This is a genomic window from Caballeronia terrestris, from assembly GCF_001544515.1.
Taxonomy (GTDB): domain Bacteria; phylum Pseudomonadota; class Gammaproteobacteria; order Burkholderiales; family Burkholderiaceae; genus Caballeronia; species Caballeronia terrestris.
In genome coordinates, this window is record NZ_FCOL02000050.1 from 1 (window position 1) to 19,389 (window position 19,389).

Below are 19,389 nucleotides of genomic sequence, written 5' to 3' on the forward strand. Positions count from 1 at the left end.
AAATATCACTTTCGCGATCTCCTACATGAATGCATCGCTGCGGTTGCCCAAAAAGTGCTGTTGATTGCCGCAGATTTTCAAGCCACCGATAGCTTTCCTTTTCCTCGATCGGCACGCGCGTTGGATTAATCTTGCGCTTCAGCGCGTCGCATCCCTTGAATTTCTTTCGCGTCCAGAATTTGACGGCCGCGAGCCCCAAGGGCACACCTTGGGTCGTGACTGCCAGGCTCGAATGCATCAGGATGCCGCATACTGTATGCATCGGAGTACGTCCTTCCCGGTCTTTGCGGCTGGCAACCTTATGCGTCGATCCAATCAACTCGGGTCGCTCTCGTTTGTAGGAAAACTCAGTCGTATCCTGCAATACCAGCACCTGCCCGGGCGTGACGGCAAAGCGGCTTCGCGTTGCTTCAAAGTGTCCGCCCAGAATATCCTGTTCAGTGACCTTGGGATTGGAAAGAAACCGGTATGCTGCCTTCGTATTACACCAGTCTTGAAAAGCCATTGGAATGCTTTGCCCAATGCAGCTCCACAAACGCTCCAACACTAGCCGGAATCTCTTGGCAAGGCGTTCATCGCGAAACCGGCTTCGCCCAATTTCCTCATCCAACCAGGCATCGCCGGATTGAAACGCCGTATCAGAAGCAGTTTTCGCGTGCTGTCGCTTAGCCATTCCTCTCTGCCCGTCGTATGTGCATGCAATGACGTTAACAGAATCGTCCTTCGGTTAACAGAGGGTGGTGCTAAGAATTGTGGGTAATCGAAAGGAAGATGGACCGCTTACGATCGATATGGTCGCCTGCTGGCGTGCGGATACGCGCAATCCGTCGGTCGAAACGTTTGTCAGCGAGTTGACGATGTCGTCGCCGCGTCGCAGCGCGCGATAGGTTCGCAAATGCTGCATACGAGTTGCGGTCGACCCGGTTATGGGGTCTGCAGCGTCCCGTCCTTCAGGCGTGTCTGCGTCCACGTCGTAATGGTGTTTTCGCACGGATACTTCGCGGCTTCTGTTTCGTCGATATCGACGCCGAGCCCTGGCTTGTCATTGGCATAAACGTGTCCGTTCCTGAACTCAGGTAAGCCGGGAAACACATCGAGCAACGCGGCTCTCGGCCCTTTGAGCTCCTGGATCACGAAGTTGGGCGGCTCAGTACCCGACCATTCCTGCACGCCGAAATTGCGCGACGCGAGATCGATGTGAATGTTCGCGGCATGCGCGAGCGGCGACATGTCGCCGGGCCCGTGCCACGCGGTCCTGACGCCGAACTGCTCCGCGAAGATCTGCAGCTTGCGCCCGGCCGTAATTCCGCCGATCTGGCTCAGGTGAACGCGTATGAAGTCGATCAAACGTTCGGTGATCAGAAAGCGCCATTCCGATGGATTGTTGAAGAGTTCGCCCTGAGCCAGTGGCGTGGTGGTCTTCGCTCTGAGCTGCCGCATCCATTCGCCTTCTTCCAGCGCGATAGCATCTTCGAGGAAGAACAGGTCGTACTGTTCCAGCTCGCACGCGAACTTGATGGCCTCGACAGGCTTCAACCGTTCATGCACGTCGTGACACAGCGCGACGTCGAAGCCTATTTTGCTGCGAAGGCCGTCGAACAGCTTGAGCGTGTCGCGCATGTACTTGCGGCTGTCGAGATACACGCCGTCGAGTGCGCCTTGTGGTGCGCCCGACGGCGCCTTGCCGAAGCCACCGCCGCCATAGCCGCCGCTTTGGCAGCGGATATGCGTGATGCCCTGCTCGCGATATCGCTGGATGTTCTCGCACAGTTCGCTGAGATCGCGGCCATCCGCATGACGATAGATCGGCACGCCTTCGCGGCACTTGCCGCCGAAGAGCTGATAGAGCGGCATGTTCGCCATCTTTCCCTTGATGTCCCAGAGCGCCATGTCGATGCCGGAGATCGCGTTGTTCTCGATCGGTCCATTGCGCCAGTAGGCGTTCTGATGCATCAATTGCCAGAGTTCTTCGATCGCTTCGGCATCGCGGCCGATCAGAAGCGGCCGCAAATACTCTTCGATCAGACATTTGACCGCGACATGCCGGTAAGCAAACGTCGCACATCCGAGCCCATACAGACCGGCCTGATTCGTCTCCACCTTGACGACAATCAGGTTGATGCCTTCCGGCGCGGTCAGGATGACCTTTACATCGGTAATCAGGGTTGCCATGTCGTGTCTGCCAGGATCGGGCGCGCCGCGCGTGTCGTGCACGGGCGCCCAGGTTTCAGGTGATTCATGCGGGCTCGTGCGCTTAGGTGCGGCCCACGGCGAGCGGCGCATCGCGCTTTGAACGCTCGTCCGAACGCGCAGGGACGGTGATCATCAGGATGACCGAGAGCAGCAAGGCGCCCGCCATGAACATGTACGAAGCGGCAGGGCTCCCCGTCGCGCCGTTCAGATACCCGACGACCCACGATCCGCAAAACGCGCCCAGTGCGCCGCAAGCATTGATGAGGCCGATCGCGCCACCCAGCACATTGCTCGGAATCAATTCGGGCACGAGTGCAAAGAACGGTCCGTAAGGCGCATACATCGACGCACCGGCGATGACCAGCAGCGCGAACGAGAGCCAGAAGTGCGTGCTGCCGAGCAGATACGAGCCCACGAACGCAATGGTCCCGATGAGCAGCAGCGGCCAGACGAAGAGCTTGCGGTTGCGCGTCTTGTCGGAGAGCCACGAGGCGAGCAGCATCAGGATGATCGCGCCGAGATACGGCACGGCGGCGAGCCAGCCGACCGACACGATGTCGATAGTGGACGCCTGCTTCAGGATCGACGGCAGCCACATGATGAAGCCGTACACGCCGATGCTCCACAGCGCGTGGATGGCGCAGAACTTGAGCACGATCGACGAGCGAAACGCGGTCTTGTAGTCGCGTACCGGTGCGATGTGCGCCTGCTCGGCCTTGAGGCGCGCGGCGAGTTCGGTCTTTTCGGCTTCGCTCATCCAAGGCGCATCGGCGGGGCGATCCTTGACCGTGAACCACCAGACGATAGCCCAGGCAATCGCCGGTACCCCTTCGATGACGAACATCTCGCGCCAGCCGAAGCTATGCACCAGATAGCCCGACACAACCGACATCCACAGCACCGTCACCGGATTGCCGAGAATCAGGAACGTGTTGGCACGCGAGCGTTCGGTGCGCGTGAACCAGCGGCTGATGTACATCAGCATCGATGGCATCACGGCCGCTTCCACCACGCCGAGCATGAAGCGCAGCACCATCAGCATCGGAATGTTGCTGACCATGCCGGTCGCCGCCGCGCACAGTCCCCACAGGATCAGGCTGAAGAAGATCAGCTTCTTCACGCTGTTGCGCTGCGCGTAGATCGCGCCGGGCACCTGGAACAAGCAGTAGCCGAGAAAGAACAGCGAGCCGATCAGCGACGACATGCCGTGCGTGATGCCGAGATCCTTGTCGATCCCGGCGGCAGCGGCAAAGCCGTAGTTCGCGCGGTCGAGGTAGGCGAGGCTATAGGTAATGAAGATGATGGGCATCAGATACCACCATCTTTGGGGTGCCACAGGTTTGACGCTTTCCATGATGTCTCCGGATCGTTACTGCAAGCGATGGGTTGGGCGCGGGCTGTTCTTCTTGTTCCCGCGAAGTCCTGGGTTCAGAGCACGGCGAGCCAGCCGCCGTCCACATAAATGATCTGGCCGTTCACATAGCTCGATGCCTTCGACGACAGGTACACCGCCGTGCCGACGAGCTCGTCCGGCTTGCCCCAGCGTTGCGAGGGATTGCTGCTCTTGACCCACGCGTCGAAGGCGGCGTTGTCGACCAGCGCCTGGTTCATGTCGGTGAGGATGTAGCCCGGGCCGATCGCGTTCGCCTGAATGTTCGACGACGCCCACTCGGCGCTCATCGCGCGGGTCAGCATCTTGATGCCGCCCTTCGCCGCCGTGTAGGCACCGACCGTCGCGCGGGCGCTTTCGCTCGTCAGCGAGCCGATGTTGATGATCTTGCCGCCCGTGCCGCGCGCGATCATGCGACGCGCCGCCTCCCTCCCGACGATGAACGCGCTCGTCAGGTTCGTGTCGATCACGCGCTGCCAGTCGGCAAGTTCGAGTTCGACGAGCGGTTTGCGAAACTGAATGCCCGCGTTGTTGATGACGATGTCGACCTGTACGCCGTCCTTGTCCCATTGCGCGAATGCGTCGGCGACGGCTGCTTCGTCGGTGACGTCGAAGGCGCGGCCTTGCGCCTTGAAGCCTTTGCTTTCGAGCCGGTCCGCCGCTTCGGCAACGGTATCGACGCGCGTGCCGTTCAGAATCACGTTTGCGCCCGCGGTGGCGAGCCCTTCGGCGAGCGCGAAGCCGATGCCTCTCGCGGAGCCCGTGACGAGCGCCGTGCGGCCGCTCAGGTCGAATAACGATGTCATGCGTTTTCCTTTCGCGTGTTGAGACGAGGCGCGAGAGCGCCCCTCGCGGCCGGATTGCCGGTCGCGATGAATGTGTGTGGTTGCCGTGCTTAAGGCGTCAGGCGGGCTTCTCGTTGACAGTGTTGTTCAGCGCTGCCCGATCTTCGAAGTCCTTCTCGGCGCGCCGGATGAGCGTGAGGACCGCTTGTTCCGCGGCCTCCGGATCGCCTTGCTCGATCGCGATGCAAAGCGCTTCGTGCATCGGCAGCGAACGGGCCGGGCCACCCGCGATTTCCGAGCTGAGCTCGAAGCTCGTGCGCAGGATCGCCGACAAGGCATTCTGCATCTGCTGCACGAACTGGTTGTGGCAGGCGGTGAGGATCGCGCCGTGGAAGGCGAGGTCGGCGGGAACGTACTCGCCGTGGCCCGCGACGGCGCGTTCCATCGCCTTGAACGCCCGCCGCACCGCCTTGCGGTCGTCGTCCGTGGCGCGCTTGGCGGCGAGCTTGGCGGCATTCGGCTCGATGATCAGGCGCAGCTCCATCAGGTCCTCGATGAGGCCGGGGTCGAGCGTTCCGGCTCGTGCGCGCCAGGTGATCACGTCCGGATCGAATAATTGCCATTGCGAGCGCGGGAGCACGATCGTGCCGTAGCGGCGGCGTACTTCGAGCATGCCCTTGGCGGAGAGCGATTTCATCGTCTCCCGGATCGTGATGCGGCTGACCTGCATTTGTTCGGCGAGAACGGGCTCGGCGGGCAGAATATCTCCCGGCGCGAACTTGCCAGAGCAGATTTGCTCGCCCATCTGGTTCAGAACCTGCCGGTGTAAGGTTGCCATCGATTCATCTCTCTAGGTCATACGTATGATGTAGAAAGATAGACGTGCACGTTTTCTCGCACAATCCGGGAAGACCCGAAGCGATGGGATGGGGGGCCGGGCTTCGACTGGAAATGCAAGGGCGGGGTTATGGCAGGCGCAAGTCCCGCCGACATTTGATCAGCGGGACTCGCAACACCGAACGGATGTCTCTGTTGACGCGAAGGAAGGAATGCGTTGCTGGCTCGCTTGACAGGCGCCCGCTACCGCCGCGGCAAATCCTGCAGCATGTTCATGAACTCACGGACCTTGGCGCTCAAGAGACGCCGTGAGTGGTAGAGCGCCCAGATTTCCACCGGTGCGCCAGCCGCCGTCCCCCAGCAAACGAGTCGTCCCGCCGATATGTCGTGCTCGACCAGCAATTTGGGCAAGACCGCCGCGCCCACGCCCTGCAGCACCGCGTCGCGGACCATCATCAAGGATGAGAAACGCAATACCGGTATCGGCCTGAGCACCCTCGAACCGCCGTCTGCGGTCTGCACGTTCCATATCGCGCCGGGAGGTGTCGCAGCCCGCACGACGGCCGGCACCGGCAACCCGTCTGCGTCAGAACTTGACGCCAGCGGTATCGACATCGCCGGAGCCGCGACGATCAGGCGTTCGTCACCGAGGATGCGCCGTCCCACGAGTTGTTCGTCCTGCGGCGGATCGATACGGATCACGAGGTCGTAGCCGTCCTCCACCGGATCGACGATACGGTCTTCCGCGATGACCTCGAGTTCGACCTGCGGATAGGCCAACGCGAAGCGCGCGGCGATCTGGCCCAGCACCACGTGCGCGAAAACGACAGGCGCGCTGATGCGCAACCGCCCACGCGGAATCGGGCCGCGCGACGCTATCGCTTTACCTGCCTCCTGAATCTCCGCCATGAGGCTCTGCGTGCGCTCATGGAGGACGCGTCCCTCTTCTGTCAGACGCAATGTGCGCGACCCACGCTCGATCAGCCTCACGCCCAGGGTTTTCTCGAGTTCGGCCACGCGCCGCGACAGCGTGGCCTTGGGGCGATCGAGCGCGCGACTGGCCGGTCCGAAGCCACCGTGAAGTGCGACCGCGTTGAAGTCGGAGAGTGACGTCAAATCCATGATCGTTCCGCAGGCGAGACGAGATGTATCGATTCTGGCACTTTCGTGCATGCTACGGAACGACTATCGTCTCTCTTACGGGCCGACCCGGCTCATCCACTTCAAGGAGTTCGTTATGGCAATTCTCGTAACTGGCAGTACGGGCGTGATCGGCAAGCAGATCCTCGAGCATCTTGGCGGTACGGGCGCCGACGTGCGGGCGTTGACTCGTTCACCAGAGAAGGCTCAATTTCCCGCTGATGTCACCGCGATCAAGGGCGATCTATCGGACGTCGACGCGGTGCGACAGGCGATGCGCCGCGTCAGCACGCTGTTCCTGCTCGCACCCAATGCCGCCGATGAACTGACGCAGGCGTTGCAGACCTTGAGCGTCGCGCGGGAAGCCGGCGTGAAGGGCGTCGTTTATCTGTCGGTGTTCAAGGGCGCCGACTATGTCGATGTGCCGCACTTCACCGGCAAACATACGGTCGAACGAATGATCGAGCGCCTGGACGTACCGGCGACGGTGCTGCGTCCCGCGTATTTCATCCAGAACGACGTGCGCCAGAAAGAGTCACTTTTGACGCACGGCGTCTACGGAATGCCGATTGGTGCGAAGGGCATTTCCATGGTCGATGTCCGTGATATCGGCGAGGCCGCCGCGCTCGAACTTCTGCGCCGCGAGCGTGCCGCGAGCCCGTTGCCGCGCGAGACATACGAACTCGTGGGCCCCGACGTGATCGATGCGGAAAATGTGGCATCGATCTGGGCCGAGGCGCTGGGACGTCCGATCCGCTACGGCGGCGACGATCTCGACGTGCTTGAACAGCGCCTCAAGTCGGTCGGGCCCGCCTGGCTCGCCTACGACATGCGCCTCATGATGGGCCGATACCAGCAGGACGGCGCGGTCGCTTCGACAGCGGAGATCGAACGCGTGGCGACGCTGCTCGGACGGCAGCCGCGATCCTACCGGGACTTTGCCTTCGCGACGGCTGCGGCGTGGGCTGCGGCGTGATCGCTAAGGACGCGCGTCCTTCAGGCGATGCGTAAATCCGAACTCGCTTTGTCGTCAGCCAATGCTCGCGACGATACTTTCGGTTTTCTGCGTGGGCTTCATCGTGTCGCGCGGTCCTGCAAGACCGCAATGACCCGCTAACGTATCGACGACGTTGTCGGCCATGCGCAGGCGCGTTTCCTCAGCCGCCGAGCCGATATGCGGCGTAAGGGACGAGCCTGCGATCCTGGATCAGCGCTTCAGGAACTGCTGGCTCCTGTTCGAACACATCCAAAGCGGCGCCGGCGATCCTGTCGGCGGCAAGGGCGGCGACCCGTGCCATTTCATCGATCACGGGACCGCGGGAAATATTCACGATGAAGCCGCGAGGACCGAGTGCATCGATGACGGCGGCATCGACCAGATGACGGGTTGCAGGCGAAAGAGGGCAGGTCAGAATCAGCACGTCGCTGTCTTGCGCCAGTCGGACCACGTCGTCGTAGTAAGGGAGGTCGAACGCGGCGTGATTGCGCGCGCGATGCCGCACGGCGATATCCTCGGCTTCGCGCCGCCGCTCGTCACGACGCGCGCGGAAGTGGACGTGCGTCATGCGGTGGATGATGTGGCGAATCAGGTGATCGGGAAAAGCGGTCGCGCAATAACGCTTCAGTTCCGCTCGCAATGAAAAGGCTCGCATGCAACGCGGGCCTTGTCACATTCGCACGGTGAGCGCGACGCTATCCGCGTGACGCGATGCAGTGGCGCAATTCCTGATAACTGCGCAATCCCGCAAGACCGAGTTCGCGGCCGATCCCGCTCAAGCCGAGTCCTCCCCAACACACCTGCGGGAAAATCAACTGCGGTGTGTTGATCCACACGAGGCCCGCTCGCAACGCGTTGCGATAGCGGCGCGCAGCGCCGCCGTCACGAGTCACGACCGTTGCCACGAGTCCATAGCGCGTGTCGTTGGCAAGCGCGATGGCTTCGTCGTCCGTTCGAAACGATTTCACGCACGCGACCGGCCCGAATACTTCGTCGGTCCACAACACGTTAGCCGTATCCGGCTCGGCGACTACGACGGGCGCCATGAAAAAACCTTCCGTGCAGGCATTGTCGAGCGCACCGCTGAACGCGATGGTCGCTCCGTCGGCCACTCCTTGTTCAAGCAGCGCTTGCACGCGCGCGCGCTGTGCATGGGAAACGAGCGGGCCCATCGAGACGTTTTCTGTCTGCGGCGGCGCGATCACGAGCGCACGCACCGCCGCTTCGAAGATGGCCATGAACTTGCGATAGACGTCGTCGTGCACGATGATGCGCGAGGTGGCCGAACACATCTGCCCGGCGTTCGCGAATGCGCCACCTAGCGCGAGCGCGACCGCGTGTTCGATATCCGCGTCGGCACGCACGATCAGCGCGGATTTCCCGCCGAGTTCGAGTGTTACGCGCTTCATGTCTTGCGCCGCGGCCTGCATGACCTTGCGGCCCACGGCCGTGCTGCCCGTGAAAGAGATCTTGTCGACGAGCGGATGCGCCACGAGTAGCGCGCCCACTTCGCCGCTGCCGTTCACGAGGTTCACGACGCCGTCGGGCACGCCCGCCGCCGTCATGATCTCCGCGAGAAGATGTTCGACCGGCGAGGTGAATTCGGACGGTTTCAGCACCACGGTGCATCCCGTCGCAAGCGCGGGAGCGATCTTCCACGCGCTCGTGACCATCGGGAAATTCCACGGCACGATCAGCGCGGCCACGCCGACCGCTTCGTACTGACGCTCGCCCGTCACGGTGTCGTCGGGCAATGCGAGCGTGTCGGTGGCAAAAAGCGAAATATCCGCGCACAGGTCCGCGTAGTAATTAAACGTGGCGACGGCGTCGCTCACGTCGGTGTCGGCTTCGAGCGGAGGCTTGCCGCTTACCCGTTGCTGCATCGCGGACAAGCGCGCGCGGTCCGCTGCGATCGATTCGGCTATTTTGTGCAGAACCTTGCCACGCGACGCAGGCGTCCGGTTACGCCATGCATCGAGCGCGGCCTGCGCCGCACGCACGGCGGCATCGACTTGCGCGGCATCGGCGTGTTCCTGCCAGCCGATGACCTCACCCGTCGATGCATTGTGGATTGCGTTGCCGGCTTCGCGGTTCGACGCACCGTAGCGCGTACCCGCGATCGTCGCGGCCGGCAGCATGACTGAGCCGTCTTCAGGACGTTGCTCGAATTGAGTGGCCATGATTTGTCCTTGCGTGGCTTTAACGATAGTTGACGCCCGGCATCACGCAGAGCATCTCGAACGCGCGATTGGCGCCGACGAGCGCTGTCGTCCCGACTTGATCGTAAGGCGGCGAGACCTCGACGAGATCAGCGCCCACGACGTTCAGACCGCGCATGCCGCGCACGATTTCGAGGCCTTGCTGCACGGTCAGGCCGCCCACTTCGGGTGTGCCGGTGCCCGGTGCGAACGCGGGGTCGAGCCCGTCGATATCGAAGCTCAGATACACGGGCGTGTCGCCTACTCGCGCGCGCACTTCTTCCATGAGCGGCGCGAGCGACTTGTTCCAGCACGCTTCGGCTTGCACGACGGTGAAGCCCTGTTTGCGGCACCAGTCGAAGTCGTCGGCGTGGTAGCCGGTGCCACGCAGGCCGATTTGCGTGACCTTGTCGCACTGGAGCAGACCGTCTTCCACCGCGCGGCGAAACGGCGTGCCGTGCGCGATCTTCTCGCCGAACATCGTGTCGTTGACGTCGGCGTGGGCATCGACGTGCACGACGGCAAGCTTGCCGTACTTCTTGTGCAACGCGCGCAGGATCGGCCAGGCGATCGTGTGGTCGCCACCGAGTGTGATCGGGCGGCAACCGTTCGCGACGATCGCATCGTAAGCCGATTCGATCAGGCCGATCGAGTCTTTCAGATCAAAGGGATTGGTGGCGACGTCGCCGATGTCGGCCACTTGCAGCGAGTCGAAGGGCGCGGCGCGCGTCGCCATGTTGTAGGGGCGCAGCAGCACCGATTCCGAGCGGATCTGGCGCGGCCCGAAGCGCGCGCCCGAGCGGTTCGAGGTGCCAAGATCGAGCGGCACGCCGACGAAACACGCATCGAGGCCTTCGGTGCTGCTCGCCTGAGGCAAGCGCATCATGGTCGCGATGCCGCCGAATCGCGGCATGTCGTTGCCGCCGAGCGGCTGGTTGAGTTGGCGCTGCATGGGCAGTCTCCCGTCATCGTTGTGTGGACGGGGCGATGTTAGGCGAGGGCACTGCCGCGCGAATCACGAAGTCGAGATGTTTACATCGAGACCGTTCTATGTGAACGGGGCTTCAGAGGGTCGGCGGACGGGGGCAAACCTGACCCCACGCGATCAGGTCGCGCTTGGTGCGCACGCCGAGCTTCGCGAACGCGCGCTTCACATACGACTCGGCCGTGCCGATGCGCACGCCGATGATCTCCGCGGCTTCGGGCACCGTGCGGCCCGTGATGAGATGCGTGCAGATTTCGTATTCGCGCTTCGACAACAGCACCTGATCGGTGGCGATACGCGCGTCGAATTGCGCGAGCGGATGCAGGAACGACGTGGGATGCGCCACCCGTTTCGCGGCGCTCATCGACGCGTGCAATTCCAGCAGCGGAAACAGGAAATCGCTCACGTTACGAAAGCGGTTCATCTCGGCGAGCGAGAACGGCGGCGCATCGAGCGAGCGTTCGAGCGCGATGGAATCCTGCGCGTGAGGCGTGCCGCGTGCGAGCACGCATTCGTGCGCGATCAGCGCTTCGTCGAAGAGGCGCTGGCGAAATTCGCCGGGCGGTATCGCACCGATGTCGCGCACCACGAGCAGCGTGCCGATCTTGCCGCGGATGCCGGCGAAGAGCGGATCGCTGTCGTAGAAGCGATCGTAGTAGAGCGTCATGACTTCGGAGATCACGCCCGTGTCCATTCCCGCGCCGCTGCTGCCGATCCATTCGCAGCGAAAGCCCGTGGGCTTGCTGCGGTCGACGCGCGATCGCTCGATATGCACGACGTTGAGAGGCACGACTTCATTGAGAAACAGCGTGAGGCGCGGCACGAAATCGGGCGTGCCGACAGCTTCGATGACATCGCCGAGCGTCTTGAACGAGAGCGGAAACTCGGCTTGATTTCGATTGAGCGGGGGTACGTTGAGCAGCATGGCGTGCCCCAAAGAAAAGGCTGTCTCATTTTAGACCATGCGCCGTATCGCCCGCCAGACGGGGTTTTCAACGGTCTAGGTATTTACCCGCGCAACGCTAAACGCTCTTTGCCCCCCCGGCGGGGGGGCATACCGGGGCGTCATGACCCGGTAACTTTGGTGCACCGATTCAAACGAAACCAAGGAAGCACATGAGCAAGCTGATTCAGGACATCGCGCCGCTGGGCGAAGGCATTGGGCAGTTCACGAAGCTGGACTACGGCATGGACGAAAGCGACTGGCGCGCCGCCGAGGGGCAAAGGGGCAATTACGTGATCGGCTGGTGGGAAGGCAGGGTCGGCGCGGTCGAATTTCCCGCGACGACGGCTGACGAAGCAGTCTGGCTCGTCGAAGGCAAGATCGCGCTGACCGATGTGAAAGGCGGTCGCCGCGAATTCACGGCGGGGCAGGGCTATCTTCTGCCGGCCGGTTTCGCAGGCCGCTGGGAAACCATCGAGGACGCGAAGAAGTTCTACATCGTGCTCGAACCGCAGCAATAAGCGTTGCAAGCCGCGCCGCCGCACGCAAGATCGCACGCAGCGCGGCGCCGTCCTTTCCGTCAAGCAGTGAAATCCATCATGAGCACCTTCGCGCATTGCATGTCGAGCGCCGGTGTCTGCACAGCGCCCGAAGAGGAGGCCCATCATGAATGAACGCGCCCAATTTCTCGAAGCGGACGTGGCTCTGCGCACGCCCAGCCCGTCGCGCGCGACGCGCCGCGCATCCGTCGAACTGAGTGTCGAAGAAGCGCTCGCTCGCACCAAGCTCTCTCCGTACTGGCTCGACAATCCCGCCGAACCGCCCGCTGAACCGGCACTCGCGAGCGACACGCGCGCCGACCTGCTGATCGTCGGCGGCGGCTTCACCGGTTTGTGGGCCGCCGTGCAGGCGAAGGAACAGATGCCCGAACTCGATGTCGTGCTGATCGAAGCGGGCCGGGTCGCGCATGGCGCATCGGGACGCGCGGGCGGCATCATCTCGACTTCGGTGATGCACGGCCTGCCCAACGCGGTGCGGGTGTTCCCGAACGATATCGCGGAGCTCGAAGAATTCGGCCAGCGCAATCTCGATGGTTTCGAGGCGACGCTCAAGCGCTACGGCATCGATGCCGACATCGAATGGAACGGCGAGATGACGGTGGCCGTCGAACCCGATCACATCGATCATCTGCGCGCCGATTACGATCTGCACAAGTCTTACGGCCACGACGTCGTGCTGCTCGACGCAGCGGCTACGCGCGAACAACTCGATTCGCCGCTGTTTGAGGGCGCGCTCTGGTCGCGCAACCGCAGTGGGATCGTGCACCCGGCCAAGCTCGCGTGGGGTCTCAAGCGTGCGGCACTCGCGCTCGGCGTGCGGCTCTACGAACACAGCCCGCTGACGAGCGTGAGCGACGAAGGGGCGACCGTCTTCGTGAAAACGCCCGAGGGCAGCGTGCGCGCGACGCGCGTTCTGTTCGGCAGCGGGACCGCGAAAGTAGGTATTCCCGACATCAACCGGCGCGTTTTGCAGGTGCGCGATCACGTGCTCGCGACCGAGCCGCTCACCGACGAACAACTGTCGCGCATCGGCTGGAAGCAGCGTCAGGGCATTTACGACACGCGCACGCAGCTCAATTATTTCCGCCTCACGAAGAACAACAACATCATCTTCGGCGGCCTCGTGAGCTATCACTTCGACGGCGATCCCAATCCGCAGCGAGACCAGCAGCGCGACACGTACTACCGTCTCGCGGAAGCGTTCTACAAGACCTTTCCGCAATTGAGCGACGTGCGCTTTTCGCACGCGTGGGGTGGCCCGATCGACTATTGCTCACGCGGGTCGGTGTTCGCGAAGCGCTATCTCGGTGACAAGGCGGTGTTCGTCGCGGGCTACACGGGTTTCGGCGTGGCCGCGAGCCGCTTCGGCGCGTTCATGGGCCTGAACATCCTGTTCGACCGCGAAAGCCCCGAGCGCGCGCTCGACATCGCCAGTCAAAGCCCCACGTACATTCCGCCCGAGCCGGTGCGATGGCTGGCTGCGAAGGTGACCTTCCACGCGTTCGACGGCGCCGATGCCGAAGGCGGCTGGAAGCGCGCGTGGATCAAGGGCATCAAGGCGATGGGCTTTCCGATGTAATCCACAACGCGGCGTGCCGCGACACGCATCCGGAAGCGTCCGCGCTTTCGGGTTGCATCGCGACGCGCCCACAGCGCGACGTAACGGCATGTTCTCCAATACCTCCGATCTCGACCTGCGCCTGGTGCGTGTCTTTCTTGCGGTGGTCGACGCGCGCGGCATCACGGCCGCCGAGGCGACGCTCGGCGTGCGCCAGTCGACCATCAGCTCACAGCTTGCCGCGCTGGAGACGCGCATGGGCTTCACGCTCTGCGAACGCGGACGCGGCGGTTTCCGGCTCACGTCGAAGGGTGAGCGTTTCGTGGCGTCGGCGCGCGCACTTGTCGCCGCGACGTCGCAGTTCGTCGCTCAGGTGCGCGATATCGACCGCAAGCTCGTGGGCACGCTGTCGATCGGTTTGATCGGCCAGGCGTCGCACTTCGAGAACGCGCGGCTCGCTGAAGCCATCGGTGCGTTTCGCAAGCGCGATCAGGCCGTGCGCTTCGCGATGCATGTGGCATCGCCGCAGGAACTCGAGGAAAGCCTCGTCAATCATCAACTCGATGTCGCGATCGGCTACTTCTGGCACCGCGTCGCGGGGCTGTCGTACAGCAAGCTGTTCAGCGAGCGGCAGGTAATTTGTTGCGGACGCGGTCATCCGCTCTTTCACGAGAACCCCGACGTAACGCTCGACGACCTGCGCGCGCACGACTGGATCTGGCGCAGCTATCCAGTGCCCGAAGAACTTGCGAGCATCGAGGAGCGCCGAGTGACCGCCATCGCGGACAGCATCGACGCAGCCTCCGTGCTGATCCTTTCGGGCAGCCATATCGGCTATCTGCCCGCGCATTTCGCTGAGCCGTTCGAGCAGCGCGGCCTGATCCGCGTGCTGGGACGCAACGCGTTCGGCTTCGACGTGCCGCTTCACCTCGCGATGAAGCGCGGCATGAGCGATAAACCGATCGTACGAGCCTTCTGTGAAGACCTTTTCGGTGTCTATGGCACGGGCGAGGTCTGCACCAATCAGCCTGAACCCGCAGTCGAGATGTGACCGCCGCCGAACATTGGCGGCACCCGATGTGAACGTTTTGAAAACGCAATATGGCGCCCATTCAAGTGCTGGAAAATCACCGCCAATAAAGACTGCGCCGGCCGGCAAACGTGCTGCAAGCGATTCGCCGGACGACGCCTTATAAGGAGCGAGACAACATGGCTGACAACACGAGCATTACGCAAATCGAGACATTCGGTTTCGAGCGCATTCCAGACGCTTCGCGATACGCGCGGCCGATCGATCTGTTCCGCCTGCTGTTCGGCGGCTGCAACACGTTTTCGACTTCGGTGCTCGGCAGCTTTCCGGTTCTGGTGGGACTCTCGTTCGAAGCAAGCATGTGGGCCATTATCATCGGCGTGCTCGCGGGGACCTGCATTCTCGCGCCGATGAGTTTGTTCGGTCCGCGCAACGGGACGAGCGACCCCGTCTCTTCGGGCGCGCACTTCGGCATTCATGGCCGTATCGTCGGATCGTTTCTCGCGGTGCTCACGTCGGTCGCGTTCTTCTCGCTCGCGGTATGGAGTTCGGGTGACGCGCTCGTGGGCGGCGCACACAGCATGGTGGGCCTGCCCGTCAACGCGTGGACGCTCGGCTCGGCATACATGGTGTTCGCCGTGCTCGTGCTGATCGTGTGCATCTACGGGTTCCGCTTCATGCTGTGGGTGAACAAGATCGCCGTATGGGCGGCGAGCCTCATGTTCGTGCTCGGCGCGTTCGCGTTCGCGAAGGCCTTCGACGTGCACTACGCAGGCACGCTTCATCATGGCAGCGGGGGTTTCTGGGCCGCGTTCATCGGCGCGATGCTGGTGGCGCTCAGCAATCCAGTTTCGTTCGCTTCGACACTCGGCGACTGGGCGCGTTACATTCCGCAATCCACGCCGCGCCATCGCGTGATGGGCGCCGTGTTCGCCGCGCAGATCGCGACGTTCGTGCCGTTCTTTTTCGGCCTCGTGACGGCGACGATCATCGCCACGCAGGCGCCCAGCTTCATCAGCTCGAACGATTACGTGGGCGGTCTGCTCGCGGTGTCGCCGCGCTGGTTTCTCTTGCCGATGTGCCTCATTGCGATCATCGGCGGTATGTCGACGGGCACGACCGCGCTCTACGGAACGGGCCTCGACATGTCGAGCATGTTCCCGAAACTCCTCAACCGCGTGCGCGCGACGACGCTGATCGGCACGTTGGCGATCGGCTTCATTTTCCTCGGGCGCTTCGCGTTCAACCTCGTGGAAAGCGTGGCGACGTTCTCGACGCTCATCTGTACCTTTAGCTGCCCGTGGATGGCGATCATGGTGATCGGCTTCGTGCAGCGCGGCGGCTTCTATCTCGCCGACGATCTGCAGGTGTTCAACCGCGGCGGGCGCGGCGGTCATTACTGGTTCACTCACGGCTGGAACTGGCGCGCGATGGGTGCCTGGCTGCCGGCTGCGTTCATCGGCCTCGCGTTCGTGAATCTGCCGGGCCAGTTCGTGGGGCCGCTTGGCGCGCTCGCGGACGGCTGCGATCTCAGCGTGCCGGTGTCGTTCGCCGTGGGCGGTGTGCTGTATCTGGCGATGCTGTGGCTCTTTCCCGAACCCGACTCGGTTTATGGTCCGCAAGGACGCCGTCTCGTGGGCGCATCCCACAAGCATTCGCACGTTATCGCGCACGTGCCCGTCACGCCGCGTGTGCGCGACCTCGTGGGTAACCGCGAACAGGCCGAGTAACGTCGCAGGCTACAAACCGGGAGCGCGGGTTCTGCGCTCCGCCGGGCGATCTTCGCGCTCGAAACATCCTCCTCTGCATTGACGTTTCCGCAAGCTGTCGCGAAGGCAGGGCGCTGCACGCGCTCGAGAAACACACGAACTCAAATAAACCCTGATTCGCCTGCGTTATTAAGAGGCTGGAGACAAGCTGCATGAATTCGAAAATGGTTCTGGCGGTCGCACTGCTATTCGCGTCCGCCGCCGCGCAAGCGCAAAGCAGTGTCACGCTGTTCGGCGTACTGGATGAAGGTCTCAATCTGACGAGCAATGCGGGCGGACACAAGGCGTGGCAGATGTCGAGTGTCGATATGGTGACGAGCCGTTGGGGTTTGAAGGGCAGCGAAGATCTCGGTGACGGACTGCAAGCGATCTTCGACTTGGAAAGCGGCTTCATGCTGGATAACGGCAGCGCTTATTACAACGGGCGACTGTTCGGGTACCAGTCGTATGTCGGACTGCAATCCGATACGCTCGGGACGCTCACTTTCGGACGCCAGTTCGACTCGGTAACCGATGTCATCGGGCTGATGACGGCAAACGGTTACTGGGGTGGCTATCTCTTCTCGCATCCCCTCGATAACGACAATACCGACGCCACGTTTCGTCCGAGCAACTCGGTCAAGTTCACGAGCAACGATTACGGCGGCTTTTCGGCCACGGCGCTGTATGGATTCAGCAATCAAGCAGGCGCGTTCGCGGGCAATCGCATGGTCAGCGCCGGCCTGAAGTACAGCTATGCGACATTCACGATTGGCGCCGTGTATGAGAACCTGTCGAATCCAGGCGCGACGTCGACGGGTGCCGTGGCCTCCGACGACGCGAACTTCGTCGCGGCCGGTCAGAAGATCTACGGTATCGGCGCGAGCTATGGAGCCGGACCGGCGACGCTCGGACTCGTCTATACGCATGTGAACGTGCAGCAGCCGGTTTCGTCGGTTTATCTCGGTGATCTCGGGGTGAACAACGCCAGCTTGCGTTTCGACAACATCGAATTCAACGTGAAATATGACGTTCAAGCGGACCTGACTGTTGGCGGCATGTACACGTACACGATGGCCCATCTGAAGCCGGGCGGTGCGGAGAGTGCGATGCACTGGAACCAGATCGGCGCGATGGCTCAATACCTCTTGTCGAAGCGCACCAGCGTTTATACGCAACTGGTTTATCAGAAGGCGAGTGGCGGCAATACGGGCACGCCACTCGACACGGCGTTGATTCCCGGCGCGGCAAGCCCATCGTCGAATTCGCATCAGATGGTGGCGCGGATCGGGATGACGCATTCGTTCTGATCGCCGCTTCGGTGCGCAGGTCACGGAAATGATCGACGTCCGGACTACGGGAACGGACGAATGAGTTGCTGGTGAAAACGACGCAGATGGAGAGGCCGACGCACAAAAGGCACGAACGCTGCGTTCGTCTCGCTAAAATTGTGGTTTACATAACACAAATTATCAATTTCAAATATTTGTGGGGGCAATATCCTAATGTCCGCTTTCGCACCGCCTAAGCTGTCCGCACGCCGGTTCCCCGGTGCCGGAGGTTTCGATAGCAGCGATCGAACGGATCACGATGACCTGCACGAACTCGATGGAATGGTCGCCTCCCGCCTCAGCGGCCTTCATACGCGCCAGCTATGGTGATGTGCCGAAGTTCAGTTTCCGCTGTCACATCCGAACAGGAGAAATCAGATGGAACCCACGACCATTGCCATCGATCTGGCCAAGCGGCTTTTCAGATTCATTATGTCGACCCTGAGACCGCGGCGATTCGCAGCAGGTGTGGCTCGCGGATATCGCGCGCGACTTCGCGGGCTTGAACGAAGTGTGGGACGCCTGGGTGGCCGAAAGCTGCGCGCCGACGCGTGCGACGGTCCAGTCGCAACGGGCGGCGCCGGATTTACTCGTCGAAATCACGGTGACGGCGCTCGCCTGACCTTTTTCTTCGCATGCCTTCGCGGTTCGATCGAGTCTTTACGCCGGCTGATCGTCTTCGGGCGCATCGCTCGGCTTGTCGGCGGGGCCGTCGGGCGCGGCGGGTGTATCGGTGACATCGGTGCCGGGTTCGTTCTGCGGGACGGTGGACATCGTGTGCTCCTCCTGGTTGGGTGAGCGCTATGTAGCACTCCGCGGTCCCGAACAGCGCGCGCTCGGGTGTTACCCTTGGACTCCCGATCCCGACGTAAACAAGAATGACACCGTCCACCCTCTGGCCCGCGATCCGCCGACAGACGCAGCACGCGCTCGCCTGCGGCGCCCTGCGTCCGATCGCGACGATCGGAAAGACGATCGAAGACGCGGGCGTGCCGTTTCTCGTGCGGCAGGTGTCGAGCGTCGGGCGCAAGGACGAGGCGAAGAAAGCGCGCGATGCAGCGCCGTCGAACCCGTTCCTTCCGTGCGATCGCAACCTCGTCGTTGCGGATATCGGCGAGCGTCACATCCTGCTGCTGAACAAGTTCAACGTCATCGATCATCACCTGCTGATCGTCACGCGAGAGTTCGAGCCGCAGCAAGCGCTCCTCGACGCCAGCGACTTCGACGCGCTCTTCGCGTGCCTTGCGCAGATCGACGGCCTCGGCTTCTACAACAGCGGCCCCGAAGCCGGCGCGAGCCAGCCGCACAAGCATTTGCAGATCGTTCCGTTGCCGCTCGGGCAGCCGGGCCCCGCGCTGCCGATCGAGCCGCTTCTCGCGGCCGCGCGCTTTGGCACCGTACCTGGCCTACCCTTCGCTCACGAATTCGCGCGGCTGAACTCCACGCCAGAAAACGCGCTGGAGCAATACCACACCCTGCTGCGCCCCTTCCAGCCGATGCCCTACAACCTCCTCTGCACGCGCGACTGGATGCTCCTCGTGCCGCGTTCTGTGTCGCACGTCGAGGACATCGCGGTCAACGCGCTCGGTTTCGCGGGATCGATTTTCGTGCGCGACGAGGCCCAAATGCGCAACGTCGAGCGCCTCGGGCCGATGAACGTGCTGCGCCGCGCGGGCCTCGCGCCCAGCCCCTGA

17 protein-coding genes and 1 pseudogene are annotated in these 19,389 nt (G+C 62.6%); 8 read left to right on the forward strand and 10 right to left on the reverse strand.

The annotated features are described in order from the left end of the window. The 6 genes from AWB67_RS27025 to AWB67_RS27050 all read right to left on the reverse strand — a co-directional run. Positions 1-673, reverse strand: a 673-nt coding sequence (locus AWB67_RS27025) for an IS4/Tn5 family transposase DNA-binding protein (RefSeq protein ID WP_200822319.1), incomplete at its 3' end; no start/stop codon positions are given. A 251-nt stretch (positions 674-924) separates the two neighbouring features. Beyond that, positions 925-2,172 (reverse strand): enolase C-terminal domain-like protein, encoded by a 1,248-nt coding sequence (locus AWB67_RS27030; RefSeq protein WP_087659315.1) that lies wholly within the window; start codon positions 2,170-2,172, stop codon positions 925-927. 82 nt (positions 2,173-2,254) lie between these two features. Beyond that, positions 2,255-3,547: an MFS transporter gene (locus AWB67_RS27035; RefSeq protein ID WP_087659284.1), complete on the reverse strand. Its 1,293-nt coding sequence runs from the start codon at positions 3,545-3,547 to the stop codon at positions 2,255-2,257. A gap of 74 nt (positions 3,548-3,621) precedes the next feature. Then, positions 3,622-4,389 (reverse strand): SDR family oxidoreductase, encoded by a 768-nt coding sequence (locus tag AWB67_RS27040; protein WP_087659285.1) that lies wholly within the window; start codon positions 4,387-4,389, stop codon positions 3,622-3,624. Between the two features lie 97 nt (positions 4,390-4,486). Further along, entirely contained in the window at positions 4,487-5,206 is a 720-nt protein-coding gene (locus AWB67_RS27045; RefSeq protein WP_087659286.1) for a FadR/GntR family transcriptional regulator, read from the reverse strand. 242 nt (positions 5,207-5,448) lie between these two features. Beyond that, complete coding sequence (locus AWB67_RS27050; RefSeq protein ID WP_087659287.1) at positions 5,449-6,327, reverse strand: LysR family transcriptional regulator; 879 nt, start codon at positions 6,325-6,327, stop codon at positions 5,449-5,451. A gap of 115 nt (positions 6,328-6,442) precedes the next feature. Here AWB67_RS27050 and AWB67_RS27055 point away from each other — a divergent pair, with 115 nt between their 5' ends. Continuing rightward, positions 6,443-7,321 carry an NmrA family NAD(P)-binding protein gene (locus AWB67_RS27055; RefSeq protein ID WP_087659288.1) on the forward strand — a complete coding sequence of 293 codons (879 nt, stop codon included), beginning with the start codon at positions 6,443-6,445 and terminating at the stop codon, positions 7,319-7,321. A gap of 181 nt (positions 7,322-7,502) precedes the next feature. Here AWB67_RS27055 and AWB67_RS42020 read toward each other — a convergent pair whose 3' ends face one another. The 4 genes from AWB67_RS42020 to AWB67_RS27075 all read right to left on the reverse strand — a co-directional run bounded on the left by AWB67_RS42020 (position 7,503) and on the right by AWB67_RS27075 (position 11,450). After that, on the reverse strand, positions 7,503-7,847 hold the full coding sequence (locus AWB67_RS42020) for an NAD(P)-dependent oxidoreductase (protein ID WP_235025344.1): 345 nt from the start codon (positions 7,845-7,847) through the stop codon (positions 7,503-7,505). A 190-nt stretch (positions 7,848-8,037) separates the two neighbouring features. Continuing rightward, positions 8,038-9,522: an aldehyde dehydrogenase family protein gene (locus tag AWB67_RS27065; protein WP_087659289.1), complete on the reverse strand. Its 1,485-nt coding sequence runs from the start codon at positions 9,520-9,522 to the stop codon at positions 8,038-8,040. A gap of 19 nt (positions 9,523-9,541) precedes the next feature. After that, a complete protein-coding gene (gene speB, locus AWB67_RS27070) occupies positions 9,542-10,492 on the reverse strand; it encodes an agmatinase (protein WP_087659290.1) in 951 nt (316 codons plus the stop codon). A 112-nt stretch (positions 10,493-10,604) separates the two neighbouring features. Further along, the gene (locus tag AWB67_RS27075) at positions 10,605-11,450 is read right to left on the reverse strand and encodes a helix-turn-helix domain-containing protein (RefSeq protein ID WP_087659291.1); all 846 of its coding nucleotides are present in this window, start codon (positions 11,448-11,450) and stop codon (positions 10,605-10,607) included. A 191-nt stretch (positions 11,451-11,641) separates the two neighbouring features. On the opposite strand from AWB67_RS27075, the gene AWB67_RS27080 reads away from it, so the two are divergent. The 7 genes and pseudogenes from AWB67_RS27080 (at position 11,642) to AWB67_RS27110 (ending at position 19,389) form a co-directional block, all read left to right on the forward strand. After that, complete coding sequence (locus AWB67_RS27080) at positions 11,642-11,989, forward strand: cupin domain-containing protein (protein ID WP_087659292.1); 348 nt, start codon at positions 11,642-11,644, stop codon at positions 11,987-11,989. 145 nt (positions 11,990-12,134) lie between these two features. Next, a complete protein-coding gene (locus AWB67_RS27085; RefSeq protein WP_125477689.1) occupies positions 12,135-13,607 on the forward strand; it encodes an NAD(P)/FAD-dependent oxidoreductase in 1,473 nt (490 codons plus the stop codon). 88 nt (positions 13,608-13,695) lie between these two features. Next, the gene (locus AWB67_RS27090) at positions 13,696-14,637 is read left to right on the forward strand and encodes a LysR family transcriptional regulator (RefSeq protein WP_087659293.1); all 942 of its coding nucleotides are present in this window, start codon (positions 13,696-13,698) and stop codon (positions 14,635-14,637) included. A 158-nt stretch (positions 14,638-14,795) separates the two neighbouring features. Next, complete coding sequence (locus tag AWB67_RS27095) at positions 14,796-16,346, forward strand: purine-cytosine permease family protein (RefSeq protein ID WP_087659294.1); 1,551 nt, start codon at positions 14,796-14,798, stop codon at positions 16,344-16,346. Between the two features lie 191 nt (positions 16,347-16,537). Next, the gene (locus AWB67_RS27100; RefSeq protein ID WP_087659295.1) at positions 16,538-17,674 is read left to right on the forward strand and encodes a porin; all 1,137 of its coding nucleotides are present in this window, start codon (positions 16,538-16,540) and stop codon (positions 17,672-17,674) included. 478 nt (positions 17,675-18,152) lie between these two features. After that, a pseudogene (locus AWB67_RS27105) lies at positions 18,153-18,317 on the forward strand (Rid family hydrolase); the annotation flags it as partial. A gap of 256 nt (positions 18,318-18,573) precedes the next feature. Next, positions 18,574-19,389 (forward strand): ATP adenylyltransferase family protein, encoded by an 816-nt coding sequence (locus AWB67_RS27110; protein ID WP_087659296.1) that lies wholly within the window; start codon positions 18,574-18,576, stop codon positions 19,387-19,389.